The organism is Rhizobium sp. BK060 (assembly GCF_014193145.1).
GTDB lineage: Bacteria > Pseudomonadota > Alphaproteobacteria > Rhizobiales > Rhizobiaceae > Rhizobium.
The window spans coordinates 144,818-160,673 of sequence record NZ_JACHYW010000008.1 but is presented as its reverse complement, the minus strand read 5'-3'; the positions used below and the strand labels follow the sequence as shown (position 1 = coordinate 160,673).

The following is a 15,856-nucleotide window of genomic DNA, read 5'->3' as shown; positions in this document are numbered from 1 at the left end:
GGCTATCCCTCGCGGCTCGCCAAGCGTGCCGCCATACGACGCTGGGCGGTGACGCGGCGGCGCCAGATTTCGTTGCGCATAGCCATGATGTGCAGCGTGAAGAAGAGCGCGGTGAATGCAACGGCCATCACCAGCAGTGGCCGCAGAAACTCCGGATCGATGGCTGGACCGTCGAGGCGCAGAACGCTCGCGGATTGATGCAGGGTGTTCCACCAATCGACCGAGAACTTGATGATCGGGATGTTGACGAAGCCAACGAGGATCAGGATGGCGCTGACGCGGGCCGCCTTCGATGGGTCGTCGATCGCGCGATTGAGGGCGATGAGCCCGAGATACATCAGGAACAGAATGAAGACGGACGTGAGCCGCGCATCCCAGACCCACCAGGCGCCCCACATCGGCTTGCCCCAGAGGGAACCGGTCACAAGGGCAATCAGCGTGAAGGCGGCGCCGAGCGGGGCTGCGGCCTTTGCCGATACATCCGCCAGCGGATGGCGCCAGACCAGTGTGCCGATCGCCGAAATGCTCATGATCGTATAGCCCATCATCGCCAGCCAGGCGGCCGGCACGTGGATATACATGATGCGAACCGTTTCGCCCTGCTGGTAGTCGCCTTCGGTCGTGAAGCTGAGATACAGCCCCACGATAAAACAGAGGGCCGTGAAACCAGCCATCCAGGGAAGGATGCGTGCAGCCAGCGCCAGAAACCGCGTCGGGTTGGCGAGGTCGCTGAATTTCGTGATGGCAAGGCTCGTTTCGTTCATGCCGTTTCCTTACCGCGATATGCCTGATGCCGCAATCGAGCGCTCCATCAATCCGACGTGTTACGCAGCGCCAATGCCGCCGCCGCCGGACCGATGACGGCGAAGAACAGCGTGAGCGCGATCAGGATGAGGAAAGGCGGCAGAAAGGGCGATGGCCCCTCGACCGCCGCATAAGTGGCGCTGACGCCGAAGATCAGCACGGGGATGGTCAGTGGCAGCACCAGGATCGAGACCAGCAGACCACCGCGCGGCAGGGCGACGGCAACGGCTGCACCAACCGCGCCGATGAAGGTAATCGCGGGCGAACCAACGAGCAGCGTCAGCATCGTCGCGCCGATTGCCGTCTCGCTCATATTCATGAACAGGCCGAGCAGCGGCGAGGCGATGACCAGCGGCAGGCTGGTGGCGATCCAGTGTGCCAGGCACTTGACCAGCACCGTCAGGACGAGCGGCGTCTCCTGCATCAACATGAGATCGAGCGAGCCATCGTCGCGTTCGGCCTGAAACAGGCGGTCAAGGCCGAGAAGCGCGGCAAGCAGTGCACCGATCCACACAATTGCCGGGCCGATGCGGGACAGCAGCGCTAGATCGGGCCCAACACCGAAGGGTATGACTGCGACGACGGTCAGGAAAAAGAGAACGCCGATCAGCGCACCGCCGCCGGCCCGAATGGAGAGTTTGAGGTCGCGCAGGAGAAGGGCTGTCATGCCCACACCCCCGGTCCGGCGTGGGCAAATCCCGCCATCCGCAATTCCCGCGCGCCTTCCAGTCCTAACGGCTGGTGGGTCGCTGCGAGCACGATTCCGCCTTTGCGCCGATGCGCTTCGATAAGCTCTGTAAAGAGGCGGTCGCCGCTTGTGTCCAGTGCAGCGGTCGGTTCATCGAGGATCCAGACCGGCCGGTGGGCGATAAGCAGCTTGGCGAAGGCAAAGCGGCGTTGCTGGCCAGCCGAAAGGTAGCCGAAAGGGAGGTGCGTGATCCCTGCGAGCCCGACGGCCTCGGCAGCCTCGTCTATGGAAACGGCCGAAGCGCCGTGCGTATCTCCAAGAAAGCGGCGCCAGAAGTCGAGGTTTTCGGCAACTGTCAACTCGCTTTTCATCGCATTGCGGTGGCCGAGATAGTGGCTGATTTCGCCGACACGCCGGAGAGTGTTGCCATGCGAATCAGTTAAGCTCACCGAGCCTCTTTCCTGACGCAGCAGACCGGCGACGACACGCAGCAAAGTTGACTTTCCTGATCCATTTTTACCTGTCAAAACTAGCGCTTCACCTGATTCCAGGCGAAAGGACACGCCCTCGAAAATCAGGTCTTCTCCCCGGCGCGCGGCCAGATTGGCCGCCTCGAGGTGCATGACTTTTCCGTGGTTTAATTTTTCAGTCATCGCAATGCAAAAAAATCCGAAATGGGTCACGCACTCTCTGGCACCTTTCTTAGAAATTATCTATAAGACCCGCAACCACGCCAGCGGTCGGCGTGAATTTCATCCTTGCGCCGAACATGGGCTTCGCTCCACGTGCGGACAGCGGAAATGGCCGTACCCGCATCCTGATGTGCATTACGTGCATAGGCGTCCGCACGATTGTGTTCGCTATCAGAAACGGGGTCTCTCGTGTCTAAATCTCTTGACAGCTTCAATTGTCGTTCCACGCTCACCGTGAACGGTAAGGACTACGTCTATTTCAGCCTGCCCAAGGCTGAGGCGAATGGCCTGCCGGGTGTTTCGAAGCTCCCTTACTCGATGAAGGTTCTGCTCGAGAACCTGCTGCGCTTCGAAGACGGCCAGTCAGTGACCAAGGAACACATTCTGGCCGTTGCGGAATGGCTCAATAACAAGGGTGCTGTCGAAAACGAAATCGCCTATCGCCCGGCGCGCGTGCTGATGCAGGACTTCACCGGCGTTCCCGCCGTCGTCGACCTTGCCGCGATGCGTGACGCGATGGTTTCGCTCGGCGGCGATCCCGAGAAGATCAACCCGCTGGTTCCCGTCGACCTCGTCATCGACCACTCCGTCATCGTCGACGAATTCGGCACGCCGCAGGCTTTCGCCAAGAACGTCGAGCTGGAGTACCAGCGCAACGGCGAACGCTACCGCTTCTTGAAGTGGGGTCAGCAGGCGTTCAAGAACTTCCGCGTCGTTCCTCCAGGCACCGGGATCTGTCACCAGGTCAACCTCGAATATCTCGGCCAGACCGTCTGGACCAAGGAAGAGGACGGCGAGACGATCGCTTATCCGGATACCTGCGTTGGCACCGACTCTCATACGACGATGATCAATGGTCTCGGCGTTCTCGGCTGGGGCGTCGGCGGTATCGAAGCCGAAGCCGCAATGCTCGGCCAGCCGGTCTCGATGCTCCTGCCTGAAGTCATCGGCTTCAAGCTCACCGGCAAGCTCAAGGAAGGCGTCACGGCGACCGACCTCGTGCTGATGGTCGTGCAGATGCTGCGCAAGAAGGGCGTCGTTTCCAAGTTCGTCGAATTCTTCGGCCCGGGCATGGACAACATGCCGCTCGCCGACCGCGCGACGATCGGCAACATGGGTCCGGAGTACGGCGCGACCTGCGGCTTCTTCCCGGTCGATGGCGAAACCATCAACTACCTCAACATGTCGGGCCGCGCCAAGGACCGTATCGCCCTGGTCGAAGCCTATTCGAAGGCGCAGGGCATGTGGCGCGAAGGCGACGGTTCGGACCTCGTCTTCACCGATACGCTGGAACTCGACCTCGGCGACGTCGTGCCTGCCATGGCCGGCCCGAAGCGTCCGGAAGGCCGCATCCCTCTCGAAAGCATCGCCTCCGGCTTCGCTGGCTCAATGGACACCGACTACAAAAAGCCCGGCCAGCTCTCCAACCGCTACGCGGTGGAAGGCACCGATTTCGACCTCGGCCATGGCGACGTTGCCATTGCGGCTATCACGTCCTGCACCAACACCTCCAATCCGTCGGTTCTAATCGCCGCCGGCCTTCTCGCCCGCAACGCCGTTGCCAAGGGCCTGAAGTCCAAGCCGTGGGTCAAGACCTCGCTTGCACCGGGATCGCAGGTCGTCGGCGAATACCTGGCCAAGTCCGGCCTGCAGGCTGACCTCGACAAGCTTGGCTTCAACCTCGTCGGCTTCGGCTGCACGACCTGCATCGGCAATTCCGGCCCGCTGCCGGCGCCGATCTCGAAGACGATCAACGACAAGGGGCTCATCGTTTCGGGCGTTCTGTCGGGCAACCGCAACTTCGAAGGCCGCATCTCTCCCGACGTTCAGGCGAACTACCTGGCGTCTCCGCCGCTGGTCGTCGCCTACGCGCTTGCCGGTACGGTCCAGAAGGACCTGACCACGGAGCCGATCGGTGAAGACCAGGACGGCAACCCGGTGTTCCTCAAGGACATCTGGCCGACGTCGCACGAAGTTCAGGACTTCATCCAGAAGTACGTTACCCGCGAACTCTATGAGACGAAGTACGCTGACGTCTTCAAGGGCGACGAGAACTGGCAGGCGGTGCAGGTTCCTCCGGGCCAGACCTATGCCTGGGACGACAACTCGACTTACGTTCAAAACCCGCCTTACTTCGTCGGCATGGGCAAGAAGGGCACCGGCACTTCGGATATCAAGAATGCCCGTGTTCTCGGCCTCTTCGGTGACAAGATCACAACAGACCATATCTCCCCGGCCGGCTCGATCAAGGCAGCATCGCCTGCGGGTTCCTACCTTCTCGGCAACGGCGTCGCCGTTGCGGACTTCAATCAGTACGGCACGCGTCGCGGCAACCATGAAGTGATGATGCGCGGCACCTTCGCCAACATCCGCATCCGCAACCACATGCTCGGCCCGAACGGCAAGGAAGGCGGTTACACCATCCGCTATCCGTCGAAGGAAGAGGAATCGATCTACGACGCGGCCATGCAGTACAAGGCCGAAGGCGTTCCGCTCGTCATCTTCGCCGGTGTCGAGTACGGCAACGGCTCGTCCCGCGACTGGGCCGCAAAGGGCACCAACCTTCTCGGCGTCAAGGCCGTGATCGCCCAGTCCTTCGAGCGTATTCACCGCTCGAACCTGGTCGGTATGGGCGTCATCCCCTTCGTCTTCGAAGAGGGAACGACCTGGGCAAGCCTTGGTCTCAAGGGCGACGAACTCGTCACCATCGAAGGCCTGGAAAACATCAAGCCGCGCGAAAAGAAGATCGCCAAGATCGTCTATGGCGATGGCACCGTGAAGGAAGTTCCGCTGCTGTCGCGCGTCGATACACTCGACGAAGTGGTCTACCTCAACAATGGCGGCATCCTGCAGACGGTTCTGCGAGATCTCGCTGCCTGATTGTTAACAGACTTGCATGACAATGACCGCCGGAAAGAGATTTCCGGCGGTTTTTGTTTGAGCGCAAGGTATTGGATGTCTGCTCACGACGATGTGTTTCAGCTTGGCTTCCACGAAGCTTTGCCTCACCCGTTCGTGACTTTCCGTTTCGACCGAGAACCACTATCTCTACGCTCAGACATCGGACCTGCGGCGAAGCGTGGCGGTAGGTGCGGAAGAAAAGGTGCATGAATGTCCCCGCGGTTTCTGATTTCTCTGGTTGCAGGTGTGGCGCTTGCCGGCCCACTTTTTGCCCAGGACGCGCCGAAAGGTGTGGTTGAACTTTTTACCTCGCAGGGATGTTCTTCTTGTCCTCCAGCCGATGCAGCTTTCCGTAAGCTCGTCGAGGCCGGGGGCGTTATCGCTCTTGCCTATCACGTTGACTACTGGAACTACATGGGATGGGCCGACACGCTGAGTTCCAAGGAAAATACCGAGCGGCAGTATGGTTATGCGCAGGCGATGGGCCGTGCCAACGTCTATACGCCGCAGGTCATCATCAATGGCCGCGACCACGTTGCAGGCGCCGATCTCGGCGCGATCAATAAGAAGATCGATGGCTATGCAGCTGAAGGTATGGGGCTGTCAGTGCCGGTGAAGGCACAGATGCGCGGCGACCAACTCGAGATTAAGATCGGCGCAGGACAGGGCAAAGCCAATGTCGTCATGGTCTACTTCAACCGTGAGAAAACCATTGACGTCGAGAAGGGCGAAAACAGCGGCAAGAAGATCGCCTACCTAAACAGTGTTGCAGACGTGGAAACCGTCGGCATGTGGGAGGGCAAGGAAACGAGCTTGACGCTGCCGGCAAGCGTGATGCAGAAGCCAGATCTTGAGGGCTGCGCGATTTTACTTCAATCCTCCACCGCCGATGGCAAACCATCCGCGATCCTCGGAGCGACGGTCGTCATGGCCGGGAAGAACATCTGACCATTTCATCTGCTTGCGCGGATGGAAACGGGGCGGCCCGGCTGATCGTATTCGGGGCTGGGGTTAAGGTCGATACGGTCAGCCGGGCCCTTTGGCGCGCTGGCGCCAAACTCGCACGCAACCTTTTCAGCAGACCGAATCTGGCAAAAAGATCATGCGCAATTCGTGTGCAACGCGGGTCCGAACGGCCCCGCGGCGCAGTCGTGAGGGAATTTCCCTTGCAAATGAGGCGCTGTTTTGACTGAATTGCGGCACTCGGGAGATTGCACAGACTATGATTAATGTGACTGATCGCCTGCTTGCAATTTATAAACGCTAAGGCAAACTGTCATTCACCTGTCACAAGCGGAGGCACAGGGAGACTGATGACAGATCAGCAGGATTTGCGGCACGGCGAGAGCCGGTTAGCCGAGAACAGTTCCTCAGTCGTCGTAGATCTCAAGGAATATAAGCAGAGCAGGGACCCAGCGCCGGTCACGTTCCACCGACGCGAGCTCGATGCGATTTTGTGGATTTATGGCCGCATGGTTGGCGAGGGTGACTGGCGTGACTATGCGATTGATCACCTGAAAGACCGCGCCATCTTCTCGGTTTTCAAGCGATCGGGCGAAATGCCGCTCTTTCGTATCGAGAAGAATCCAAAGCTCGCCGCCAAGCAGGGGGCCTACTGCGTTATCAATACGCACGGTGTCATCTTGAAGCGCGGACACGAGCTGCAGCAGGTTTTGAAGGTCTTCAATAAGGTTCTGAAGCTCGTCGAGAAGTGAACCCTGTCACACCTTGAACAGCGTGCCTGGATAGACAGAGGGATCGGGGTCGGTGGCCGCGCCTTCGCCCAGAGCGCGCTGCATCATCATTGTGTCAAGCCAACGGCCGTGCTTGTAGCCAGTTCCTTTCAGGCGGCCGGTTTCCTCAAAGCCCAGTGCCTGATGCAAGGCGATCGACGCCGGATGCGCGCCGCCGATCACGGCCACCATCTGGCGAAAGCCGAGATCTGTGCAGCGTCGGATCAGTTCGGCGAGCAACCGCCTTCCAATTCCCCTGCCGCGCGCTTCCGGTCCCAGGTAGATCGAATCCTCGACGATCCAGCGGTAGGCTGGGCGTGTGCGGAAGGCTGAGGCATAGGCGTAACCGAGCAAGTTGCCATCCTCACCGATCGCGGCGATGTAGGGATAGCTCTGACCGGTGATTGCGGAAAATCGTGCCGCCATCTCGCTCTGCTGCGGCGGGACGATCTCGTAGCTTGCGACACCATTCAGGACGGATTCGCGATAGATGGCGGTGATGGCGGGGAGGTCGGATGAGGAAGCGTCGCGGAGGAAGATGGGCATGCGGTCGGCCGGGCGGGTATGAACAATGGACTCTTCCAGAAATCATTCTCCGCATGACCAGGCAACAAAAAAGGCGGCCGAAGCCGCCTTTTTTGATACATCCCCGTTCCTTACTTGCGGTCGCCCATGAACTGCAGCAGGAACATGAAGAGGTTGATGAAGTCGAGATACAGGGTTAGCGCACCCATGATCGCCTTGCGGCCGGCTACTTCTGCGCCGTCGGCTTCGTAATACAGTTCCTTGATGCGCTGCGTATCGTAGGCGGTCAGGCCTGCGAAGATCAGCACGCCGATCACAGAGACCGCGAACTGAAGGGCGGACGATGCCAGGAAGATGTTCACGATCGACGCGATGATCAGGCCGAAAAGGCCCATGATCAGGAACGAGCCCATCGCGGAGAGATCACGCTTGGTCGTGTAGCCGTACAGCGAGAGCGCGCCAAAGGAGGCTGCGGTCACGAAGAACGTCTGTGTAATGCTCGACTGTGTGTAGACCAGGAAGATGGACGCGAGCGAGAGCCCCACCAGCGCGGCGTAGACCCAAAAGGTCGTTTGCGCGGCGGCAACGCTCATCCGGTTAATCCTGAAGCTCAGGAAGAACACGGCAGCCAGCGGTGCAAGGATGACCACCCAGCGGAGCGGCGACTGGAAAAGCAATACGCCAAACTGCGTCAGTTGGCCGTCCTGGACGGCGAAATTGAAGCCCAGATAAGCGGCTACACCCGTGATCGCCAGACCCAGCGCCATCAGGTTGTAGACCTTGAGCATATAGCTGCGTAGGCCCTGGTCGATCATCTCGCCGGTCTGAACGCGGCCTTGGTAATTACGAAGGTCAGCCATAGTTTCCTCTTACAAGCTCCGGTGTGGACACGGTGGCGGGCGCGAAACCCGGGCGCCGCTGCGGAGCCCAGCATGCCTGCACACAATATGAGCCTTTCGGCTTTCGCAAACAAGGCCCTTGCAACCCGGGATCGGGTTAAATCGCCGTAAGGTGAAGGAAATTTCTCTGTTTGGTCAATCAGAGTTCGCGCAAAACGGGTGCCGCCTTCTGCCCCAGGATGCGCCAGGTTCCGATGAGACCGATACCGACTGTCAGTACCAAAGCAGTCACGAGCGTCAGGCCGGCGACATCGGGCAGGAAGTGCGAGGAGATGCGCATGATCCGGGCGGTGATGAACCAGGCCGCGATGCCGCCGGCGAAGAGGGCAAAGACTGCGGTCGCAGCGCCAAGGATAAGGTACTCGTAGCAGAAGGCGCGGATCAGCATTCGCCGCGTCGCGCCGAGTGTCTTAAGAACGACCGCATCATGGGTGCGAGCGCGATTGCCAGCAGCCAGAGCGCCGGCAAGAACAAGCACCGAGGCGATAAGTGCAACGGAGGCGGCGGCGCGGATCGCCGTCGCCAGCTGCCCCACCAGTGTGTTGACGATGTCGATCGCATCCTTGACCCGCACGCTGGTGATTGTCGGATAGGTATTTGTCACGGATTTGAGGATCGTGGCCTCCTGGCTAGAGGTCGCCGTCGGGTCGGTGAGCGTCGCCAGCCAGGCGTGCGGGGCGCCGCGGAACGTATTGGGCGAGAACACCATCACGAAGTTGATGGAAAGCGATTCCCACTCGACCTTGCGCAGATTGGCGATCTGGGCGGTGATGTTACGCCCAAGCACGTTAACGGTGACGGTGTCGCCGATCTTCAAGCCGAGTTCTGCGGCCTCCTCGGCTGAAAAGGAGACAAGCGGCTCGCCGCTGTAATCCTTCGGCCACCAGGAACCTTCGGTCAACGACGCATTTTCCGGCAGTGTTTCCGAATAGGTAATGCCGCGGTCGCCACGCAGCACCCACTGGCCGCCCGGCGGAACCTTCCGCTTCGTCACGTCCTCGCCGTTGAAGGCGAGGATGCGCCCGCGCAGCATAGGCACTTCGACCAGTTTGCCATCCGGGGAACCGGCTTTAACGACGCTACGGAATTTCTCGAGTTCCGACCCCTGAATGTCGACGAAGAAGAAATTCGGTGCGCCAGCGGCCATGCGTCCGGTTAATTGCTGACGCATGTTTCCGTCGATCAGCGTGAGGGTGACAAGCAGTGCAAGGCCAAGACCGAGCGACAGGACGACGGAAGGCGTCAGTGCGCCGGGCCGATGGATGTTACCGATTGCGAGGCGCAAGGCTGGCGAATTGACGCGTGGACTGCGACGCGCGAGCCAAGCAATGCCGGCCGCGACAAGCCGCAGGATCACAAAGGCGAAGGCGATTGCCCCGACAAAGACGACCGCGATGAAGCCATCATAAGCCGTTAGGATCGCGAGACCGGCGAGGGCGAGGAGAAAGACCGCTGCTAGAAGAATATAGGGCCAGGATGGCAAGCCCCGCGCTTCGAAACCCTGCTCGCGGAAGAGCGCAGTTGCCGGAACCTCGCGGGAATGTCCGAGCGGCATGATGGCAAAGGCCAGTGTTGTCAAAATGCCGAAAACGACCGCGAGGGCCAAGGGCTCGGGATAGAAAGTCAGATCGGTGGAAACAGGCAAGAATTGCGCAAGAAATTGCGACGCCGCGATTGGCGCCAGCGCTCCGATGATGAGCCCGATGACCATGCCGCCGAGCGCAATGATGGCGATCTGGAAAAGGTAGATCAGGACTACGGTCGCCGCCGGCGCGCCAAGGCACTTGAAGGTTGCGATCGTCGTCCGCTTGGAATCGAGGAAAGCTCGCACGGCGTTTGCGACGCCGACACCACCGACGATCAGGGCCGTCAGTCCGACCAGTGTCAGGAACTGCGAAAATCGTTCAATGTTCTCGGTCAGCGAAGGGGCTGCCCGGTCGCTGGTGCGAATCGACCAGCCGGCGGACGGAAATGCCTTCGCAGCCCGATCCCGGATCGCGGATCTCTCGGCGGGGTCGTCCATGCGAATCTTGTAAACGTGCTCGACCAGGCTGCCGGTCTGGATGAGGCCGGATGCCTTGAGCGCGTCCCTGCTCACGAGGAGCCGGGGTGCGAAGCCGAAACCTTCCGAAACCGCGTCAGGTTCGGTCTTGATCGTGCCGGTGACGTTCAGAATGACATTGCCGAGGAGGATCTCGTCGCCAATGGAGAGGCCAAGTCGCTCGAGCAGAAGCGGCGCGGCCACTGCGCCATAGGTACCGCTCTGCCCGGACAGAAGCGCGTGCAACGGATAGTTCGGTTCGGCCTCGAAGGTACCGTAGAGTGGGTAGGAGCCGTCGACCGCCTTGACTTCGACTAGAGCCTGATCCGAGCCGTCGGGCTTGCGTGCCATCGAGCGCAGGCCAGTCGACGTCGACACCTTTCCGAAGCCGCGCAGGAAATCCATTTCGGCGTCAGTCGCCTCGCGGTTGTTAAGCTCGAAGCGCACGTCGCCGGCAAGAATCTCCTGACCCTGCGTGGCGATCGTGTCAGTGATCGACTGCGAAACCGAATTGACCGCCGCAATGGCGCCGGTGCCGAGAGCGATACAGGCGAGAAAGATATAGAAGCCGCCGAGCCCGCCGCGAAGTTCGCGAAGCGCGAGACGAAAGGCAAGGGAGACACGCGGGGTCAGCAATCTCATGCAATCGCTGCCTCGGGCTGCACAGGCGCGCTATCGCCCTCGATTTGTCCCGAACGAACCCGAATCTGCCTGGAGCAGCGTTTGGCAAGGGCGGTGTCATGGGTGACAAGCAGCAGCGTCATCCCGCGCTCTGTCTGCTTCGAAAACAGAAGATCTGCAATCTGGCGGCCGGTGTCGGTGTCGAGGTTGCCGGTCGGTTCGTCGGCAATCAGCAATGCCGGCGAGGGTGCGAGGGCGCGTGCAATTGCCACGCGTTGCTGCTCGCCGCCGGAGAGCTGGCCAGGATAGTGGTTCAATCGATCGCCAAGACCGACGGATTTCAATTCGCGACGTGCGATTTCGAAGGGATTGGAAAGGTTGGCAAGCTCCAGCGGCACCGCGACGTTCTCCAACGCCGTCATGTTGGCTATTAGGTGGAAAGATTGGAAGACGATGCCGATGTTACGCCCACGGAAGTCGGCCACTTCGTCTTCACTCAGAGCATGCAATGGTGTGCCGCTGACATTGATCTCGCCACTATCGAGTTTCTCAAGCCCTGCAAGCACCATCAGCAATGTCGATTTGCCGGAGCCCGACGGCCCTACGATGCCGACCGACTCCCCGGCGGCAATCGTCAGATCGATGCCTTTCAGCACATGGACGGAGGCGGCGGCGCTGCCAAGCGTCAAATCGGCGCGCTTCAACTCGATGATGGTTTTTGCCAACAGTATTCGCCCTATATAGATGCCGATCGTCTTGCCAATCTAGGGAAAGCGGAATGAGATTTAAAGTTGCCGGCCTTCACATCGCCGTCATTGTTGCCTCGCTGATGTTCTCAGTCACAGCCAATGCAAGGACAATCAGCCTTGTCGGCTTTGGGGACAGCCTGATGGCAGGCTACCAGCTTCCTCCCGGCGACGGGTTTCCAGAAAAACTGCAAGCAGCTCTGAAAGCCAAAGGGGTCGATATATCGATCGCCAATGCGGGGGTCTCCGGGGACACGACGACCGGCGGTCTGGCACGAATCGATTGGTCGGTTCCCGACGGTACCGATGGCGTAATTCTCGAACTCGGCGGCAATGATGCACTGCGTGGCATCCCTCCCGAAGAAAGTGAAAGGAATCTCGACCAGATGATTGTCCGGCTAAAGGAACGCGGCATTGCCGTTCTTCTTGTCGGTATACTGGCGCCGCCGAACATGGGTGGCGACTATGCCGCACGCTTCAATGCGATCTACCCGAAACTCGCGCAAAAACATGGTGTTGCGCTCTATCCCTTCTTTCTCGACGGCGTCGCCCTTGCGGCTGGTTTGAAGCTCGAAGATGGGATGCACCCCAACAGCAAGGGGGTCGATGTGATGGTCGAAAAGATGGAGCCGGCTATCACGCAATTCTTGGGAACGATTTCTACTGTGAAGAATTAGGGGCTTGCACAGGTGCCCAATGCGTGATTCCGTGTGAGCACCTGCAATAGATTCGGGGAGTGCTCGTTATGCCGAGACTGTTTACCGCCCTCGAAATTCCGCGCAATGTCGCGATGAGCCTCTCATTGCTGCGCGGTGGTCTCCCTGGTGCAAGATGGATTGATGTGGAAAATTACCACATCACTTTGCGGTTCATCGGCGATGTCGATGGACGGACGGCAGACGAAATTGTCGATCGGCTTGACCGCATCGACCGCCCCGAATTCCAGATCCGCCTTGATGGTATCGGCGCATTCGGATCCAAGAAGCCGCATTCGGTCTGGGCCGGCGTCTCGCCTTCGCCGGAGATGTATGCGCTTCAAGCGGAAATCGAGCGGATCTGCCAGCGCATCGGATTGCCGCCGGATCCTCGCAAGTTCACGCCGCATGTCACGCTGGCGCGGCTGAAATCGTCGCGGGTCGATGATGTGGTGCATTACCTCGCTGGCCGCGGCAACTTTCAGACCTCGGCCTTCACTGTTCCCCGCTTCGTCCTACTGTCATCGAGGGAATCGGTTGGCGGCGGGCCTTACCTCACGGAAGAGGTCTTCCCGCTCCACGAGGCATTGTCTGTGCCCAGCGCCTCCAGCAGCTTCCTGCAGCCGGTAAAGAGCCTAGCGTAGACAAGTTCGAACTCGTCCCTGCTGCCGTAGTATGGGTCGGGTATATCCTCGCCGGTTTCGAGCGCAAACTCGCCGAACAGGCGGATGTTTGTGGCTTCCGGGCGCATCCGATGCAGTTCGGCGATATTTACGCGATCCATCGCGAGTATCAGGTCGCAATGGCTGAAATCCTCCGTCGTTATCCGACGGGCGCGTTGTCGGGAGATGTCTATCCCGTGACCTCTGGCTGTTGCGATCGAACGCCGATCCGGATGCTCGCTCTCGTGCCCGCCACCGGTGCCGGCCGAATCGATTTCGAAACAATCAGCCAGACCAGCGGCGTCGACAAGATGCGAGAAGATACCCTCGGCAAGGGGAGAACGGCAGATATTGCCCATGCAAACAAACAGGATGCTAATGCGTTTCATCTGTGGTCCATGATGGAAAGAGGAGGGACAATCGCATGAAACGGGAAAAACTGGAACGGCAAGCCATCGCCGCCGAACTTGCCAAGCTTGACGGCTGGTCGCTCAATGACACTGGCACGTCGATATCGCGAAGCTTCAAGTTTCGCAATTTCGTCGAGGCTTTCGGCTTCATGACGGAAGCGGCGCTTGCGGCAGAACGGCTCAATCATCATCCGGAATGGTTCAATGTCTATTCGCGCGTCGAGGTGAAACTCAACACCCATGATGCCGGCGGCCTGACCGAGCTTGACTTCCGGCTGGCGGCAGCGATGGAGAAGGCGGCAGCACGCCGGCTTGATTGAATCCGGTACAGCCATCACATATGTGCGCGTGAACGAAAGGACCAATCGGGATGGACGACGTCAAATTCGGTGAGATCCTTCTGCCGGGCGACGATGATACGCAAAGCCGGCGCGAACAGACTGTGCGCAAGAAATTCTGGCCGACCTTCAAGAAGGCCGTGCGGCAGATTCCCTTCGCGCGCGATGTCGTCGCCGCATTCTACTGCGCGATGGATCCGCAGACGCCGACAAGGGTGCGCGGCGTGCTTCTGGCTGCGCTTGCTTATTTCGTCATGCCAATCGATATGATCCCTGATGTTTTTGCCGTGATCGGGTTTTCGGACGACGTGGCAGTCCTCTCCGCCGCCTTCGCAATGGTCAGCAGGCACCTGCAGCCGAGGCACTATGAGGCAGCGGACCGTGCGCTCGCCGACAAGCCTGAAGGCATGAAGACGATCTAGCCGCGTCAGGCGCTTTCAGCCTCAAGGGCCTTCCGGAGCTTTCCGAAGGCAAGCCGGATACGGGACTTTACGGTGCCGAGCGGCAAGCCCGTCGCCTCAGCAATCTGCGAATGGGATTGGCCGAGAAAGAACGCGGCGCGGAGCATTTCGCGTTGCTCTTCGGGGAGCTGGCTGACGGCTTTGCGCACATGGGCGTCTCGATCGTCGTTGGCGAGAATTTCGTCGGCGGCAATTTCGGCGACCGGTTGCAATGCCGGGTCTGCACCATCCAGGATGCGGGTCCTCGCGCGGCGCTGAAGATCGATCCGGCGATTGCGGGCGATGCGAAACAGCCAGGTCGACAGCGATGATCTCGCCGCGTCGTAGAGCTCAGCCTTATGCCAGAGCACGATCATCACTTCCTGAACGAGTTCGTCTGCCTCGTTGCTAGCCATCCTTTGGCGCAGTAACCAGGATTTGAGGCGCGGCGCGAAGTAGTCGAACAGCACGGCGAATGCCTCTTGGTCACGGCGGTCCGCAACGGCCCTGGCGAGGTCGGCGAAGCGCTGTTTCTCCTCGGCATTCATGTCCCGTCCAAAGTCCCCTAACCCGGCGAATTCTCCAACGGATTTCTAATGCTTATTGACGTACAACGGTTTCTCAAAAGGTCAAACTCTTGCCTGAATCTTTATGTCTTAAATTCATTCATGACGATGGTCTGTGTGCGCACTCGGTATCACGTCATCACGGGCGAGGCGCCTGCGCCCGACGTTGACACTTGGGCGAAAATGGCACAGGCAGGGACTTCTCGCAGTCCCTGTTGACGCTTTGGTAACCTGAATTAAGTCAAAATAAAGCAGATCGTGATTATGCGCCGCCCGTTCGCTTCGGGCTCGAATCGCAAGAACCGGCAGGATATCCATGTTTCTTAGAAGTACCGCAATCGCCCTTTCCCTCGCTCTAGCCGGCGCCGGCATTGCATCCGCTCAGACCAGGAAGTCGCAGCCTGCGGCGCAGGCACCGCAGCAGCAGGCAACGCCGGCTTCGACAGCGCCGACACGCATCCAGCAGTTCCAGGCTTGGGGCGCTTACTCCTACAAGTCCGGCGCGAACACCGTCTGCTACGTTCTGTCCGTGCCGACGGAAAAGAAGCCAGCCGGCATCGATCACGGTGATAACTTCTTCATCGTTTCGCAGCGCCCCGGCCAGAACATTTCCTACGAGCCGCAGGCGATGATGGGTTACACCGTCAAGGAAAACTCGAAGATCGATGTTGTCATCGACAACAAGACCTTCGTGATGTTCACCAAGGACAAGGCCGGCTGGGTCGAGAATGCAGCTCAGGAGCCGGCGCTCGTCGCAGCCATGAAGAGCGGCCACGCGATGACCGTCAACGCGACATCGCGCAAGGGTACTTCGACTTCCTACAGCTATTCGCTTTCCGGCATTTCCGCCGCGCTGAAGCAGGTCGAAGGCTGCAAATAAGCGGTTCGGGATTGTTCTTTGAATTCAAAGGCCGGCCTTGCGCCGGCTTTTGTCGTTTTCCATCTATAGTGACGCGCGGCAAAAATGATGCTAAAGGCCCGCGCAACAGCGGATAGATCGCGGTCCTTGCCGTATGCTCCGCATTCAATTTTTGCCACCATGCCCTTCGTACCTGCAAGTCATCCGGCTTTCCGGGACGGTCGCATGTTGAATTC

17 protein-coding genes are annotated in these 15,856 nt (G+C 59.6%); 8 read left to right on the top strand and 9 right to left on the bottom strand.

Annotation, left to right across the window (positions count from 1 at the left end; translation table 11 throughout):
- Positions 1-2: 2 nt before the first annotated feature.
- Genes FHT71_RS11355 through ccmA form a run of 3 tightly spaced genes read right to left on the bottom strand, consistent with a single transcriptional unit; the run spans position 3 to position 2,115 of the window.
- A complete protein-coding gene (locus FHT71_RS11355) occupies positions 3-764 on the bottom strand; it encodes a heme ABC transporter permease (RefSeq protein ID WP_007794334.1) in 762 nt (253 codons plus the stop codon).
- A 47-nt stretch (positions 765-811) separates the two neighbouring features.
- Positions 812-1,471, bottom strand: coding sequence for a heme exporter protein CcmB (gene ccmB, locus FHT71_RS11350; RefSeq protein WP_007794331.1), 660 nt, complete (start codon positions 1,469-1,471; stop codon positions 812-814).
- The gene (gene ccmA, locus FHT71_RS11345; protein ID WP_007794329.1) at positions 1,468-2,115 is read right to left on the bottom strand and encodes a heme ABC exporter ATP-binding protein CcmA; all 648 of its coding nucleotides are present in this window, start codon (positions 2,113-2,115) and stop codon (positions 1,468-1,470) included. The genes ccmB and ccmA overlap by 4 nt, the downstream gene beginning before the upstream one ends.
- A gap of 258 nt (positions 2,116-2,373) precedes the next feature.
- On the opposite strand from ccmA, the gene acnA reads away from it, so the two are divergent.
- The 3 genes from acnA to FHT71_RS11330 all read left to right on the top strand — a co-directional run bounded on the left by acnA (position 2,374) and on the right by FHT71_RS11330 (position 6,800).
- Entirely contained in the window at positions 2,374-5,064 is a 2,691-nt protein-coding gene (gene acnA / locus FHT71_RS11340; RefSeq protein ID WP_132588602.1) for an aconitate hydratase AcnA, read from the top strand.
- Positions 5,065-5,295: 231 nt separating this feature from the next.
- Positions 5,296-6,033 (top strand): thioredoxin family protein, encoded by a 738-nt coding sequence (locus tag FHT71_RS11335; protein ID WP_007794324.1) that lies wholly within the window; start codon positions 5,296-5,298, stop codon positions 6,031-6,033.
- Between the two features lie 365 nt (positions 6,034-6,398).
- Complete coding sequence (locus FHT71_RS11330) at positions 6,399-6,800, top strand: DUF2794 domain-containing protein (protein WP_132588600.1); 402 nt, start codon at positions 6,399-6,401, stop codon at positions 6,798-6,800.
- Between the two features lie 6 nt (positions 6,801-6,806).
- Here the strand turns inward: FHT71_RS11330 and FHT71_RS11325 are convergent, their stop codons facing one another.
- From FHT71_RS11325 to FHT71_RS11310, 4 genes are all read right to left on the bottom strand, one after another.
- The gene (locus tag FHT71_RS11325) at positions 6,807-7,364 is read right to left on the bottom strand and encodes a GNAT family N-acetyltransferase (protein WP_007794318.1); all 558 of its coding nucleotides are present in this window, start codon (positions 7,362-7,364) and stop codon (positions 6,807-6,809) included.
- A gap of 110 nt (positions 7,365-7,474) precedes the next feature.
- On the bottom strand, positions 7,475-8,203 hold the full coding sequence (locus tag FHT71_RS11320; protein ID WP_007794315.1) for a Bax inhibitor-1/YccA family protein: 729 nt from the start codon (positions 8,201-8,203) through the stop codon (positions 7,475-7,477).
- Positions 8,204-8,381: 178 nt separating this feature from the next.
- Positions 8,382-10,925 carry an ABC transporter permease gene (locus tag FHT71_RS11315; protein WP_183719687.1) on the bottom strand — a complete coding sequence of 848 codons (2,544 nt, stop codon included), beginning with the start codon at positions 10,923-10,925 and terminating at the stop codon, positions 8,382-8,384.
- Positions 10,922-11,629, bottom strand: a complete 708-nt coding sequence (locus FHT71_RS11310; protein WP_132588598.1) for an ABC transporter ATP-binding protein — start codon at positions 11,627-11,629, stop codon at positions 10,922-10,924. Before FHT71_RS11310 ends, FHT71_RS11315 begins: the two co-directional genes overlap by 4 nt.
- 53 nt (positions 11,630-11,682) lie before the next feature.
- Between FHT71_RS11310 and FHT71_RS11305 the strand changes: the two genes are divergently transcribed.
- Together FHT71_RS11305 and thpR are read left to right on the top strand one after the other, a co-directional pair.
- A complete protein-coding gene (locus FHT71_RS11305; protein ID WP_183719685.1) occupies positions 11,683-12,327 on the top strand; it encodes an arylesterase in 645 nt (214 codons plus the stop codon).
- 68 nt (positions 12,328-12,395) lie between these two features.
- Positions 12,396-12,989 (top strand): RNA 2',3'-cyclic phosphodiesterase, encoded by a 594-nt coding sequence (thpR, locus tag FHT71_RS11300; protein WP_007794302.1) that lies wholly within the window; start codon positions 12,396-12,398, stop codon positions 12,987-12,989.
- On the opposite strand, the gene FHT71_RS11295 is transcribed toward thpR, so the two are convergent.
- On the bottom strand, positions 12,896-13,396 hold the full coding sequence (locus tag FHT71_RS11295; protein ID WP_132588597.1) for a low molecular weight protein-tyrosine-phosphatase: 501 nt from the start codon (positions 13,394-13,396) through the stop codon (positions 12,896-12,898). The two genes, thpR and FHT71_RS11295, sit on opposite strands and share 94 nt — an antisense overlap.
- A gap of 35 nt (positions 13,397-13,431) precedes the next feature.
- On the opposite strand from FHT71_RS11295, the gene FHT71_RS11290 reads away from it, so the two are divergent.
- On the top strand, positions 13,432-13,737 hold the full coding sequence (locus FHT71_RS11290) for a 4a-hydroxytetrahydrobiopterin dehydratase (RefSeq protein ID WP_007794298.1): 306 nt from the start codon (positions 13,432-13,434) through the stop codon (positions 13,735-13,737).
- 50 nt (positions 13,738-13,787) lie between these two features.
- On the top strand, positions 13,788-14,177 hold the full coding sequence (locus FHT71_RS11285) for a YkvA family protein (protein WP_007794295.1): 390 nt from the start codon (positions 13,788-13,790) through the stop codon (positions 14,175-14,177).
- Between the two features lie 5 nt (positions 14,178-14,182).
- Here FHT71_RS11285 and FHT71_RS11280 read toward each other — a convergent pair whose 3' ends face one another.
- The gene (locus FHT71_RS11280; protein ID WP_132588595.1) at positions 14,183-14,743 is read right to left on the bottom strand and encodes a sigma-70 family RNA polymerase sigma factor; all 561 of its coding nucleotides are present in this window, start codon (positions 14,741-14,743) and stop codon (positions 14,183-14,185) included.
- A gap of 334 nt (positions 14,744-15,077) precedes the next feature.
- On the opposite strand from FHT71_RS11280, the gene FHT71_RS11275 reads away from it, so the two are divergent.
- Entirely contained in the window at positions 15,078-15,641 is a 564-nt protein-coding gene (locus tag FHT71_RS11275; protein WP_007794289.1) for an invasion associated locus B family protein, read from the top strand.
- Positions 15,642-15,856 lie beyond the last annotated feature (215 nt).

What these genes read in the sequence shown, in the direction of transcription:
- ccmB (WP_007794331.1), bottom strand. Translation starts at nt 1,471, where the DNA reads ATGACAGCCCTTCTCCTGCGCGACCTCAAACTCTCCATTCGGGCCGGC.
- ccmA (WP_007794329.1), bottom strand. Translation starts at nt 2,115, where the DNA reads ATGCACCTCGAGGCGGCCAATCTGGCCGCGCGCCGGGGAGAAGACCTG.
- FHT71_RS11280 (WP_132588595.1), bottom strand. Translation starts at nt 14,743, where the DNA reads ATGAATGCCGAGGAGAAACAGCGCTTCGCCGACCTCGCCAGGGCCGTT.
- FHT71_RS11275 (WP_007794289.1), top strand. Translation starts at nt 15,078, where the DNA reads ATGTTTCTTAGAAGTACCGCAATCGCCCTTTCCCTCGCTCTAGCCGGC.
- FHT71_RS11355 (WP_007794334.1), bottom strand. Translation starts at nt 764, where the DNA reads ATGAACGAAACGAGCCTTGCCATCACGAAATTCAGCGACCTCGCCAAC.
- FHT71_RS11305 (WP_183719685.1), top strand. Translation starts at nt 11,683, where the DNA reads ATGAGATTTAAAGTTGCCGGCCTTCACATCGCCGTCATTGTTGCCTCG.
- FHT71_RS11290 (WP_007794298.1), top strand. Translation starts at nt 13,432, where the DNA reads ATGAAACGGGAAAAACTGGAACGGCAAGCCATCGCCGCCGAACTTGCC.
- thpR (WP_007794302.1), top strand. Translation starts at nt 12,396, where the DNA reads ATGCCGAGACTGTTTACCGCCCTCGAAATTCCGCGCAATGTCGCGATG.
- FHT71_RS11315 (WP_183719687.1), bottom strand. Translation starts at nt 10,925, where the DNA reads ATGAGATTGCTGACCCCGCGTGTCTCCCTTGCCTTTCGTCTCGCGCTT.
- FHT71_RS11335 (WP_007794324.1), top strand. Translation starts at nt 5,296, where the DNA reads ATGTCCCCGCGGTTTCTGATTTCTCTGGTTGCAGGTGTGGCGCTTGCC.
- FHT71_RS11320 (WP_007794315.1), bottom strand. Translation starts at nt 8,203, where the DNA reads ATGGCTGACCTTCGTAATTACCAAGGCCGCGTTCAGACCGGCGAGATG.
- FHT71_RS11330 (WP_132588600.1), top strand. Translation starts at nt 6,399, where the DNA reads ATGACAGATCAGCAGGATTTGCGGCACGGCGAGAGCCGGTTAGCCGAG.
- FHT71_RS11285 (WP_007794295.1), top strand. Translation starts at nt 13,788, where the DNA reads ATGGACGACGTCAAATTCGGTGAGATCCTTCTGCCGGGCGACGATGAT.
- FHT71_RS11325 (WP_007794318.1), bottom strand. Translation starts at nt 7,364, where the DNA reads ATGCCCATCTTCCTCCGCGACGCTTCCTCATCCGACCTCCCCGCCATC.
- FHT71_RS11295 (WP_132588597.1), bottom strand. Translation starts at nt 13,396, where the DNA reads ATGAAACGCATTAGCATCCTGTTTGTTTGCATGGGCAATATCTGCCGT.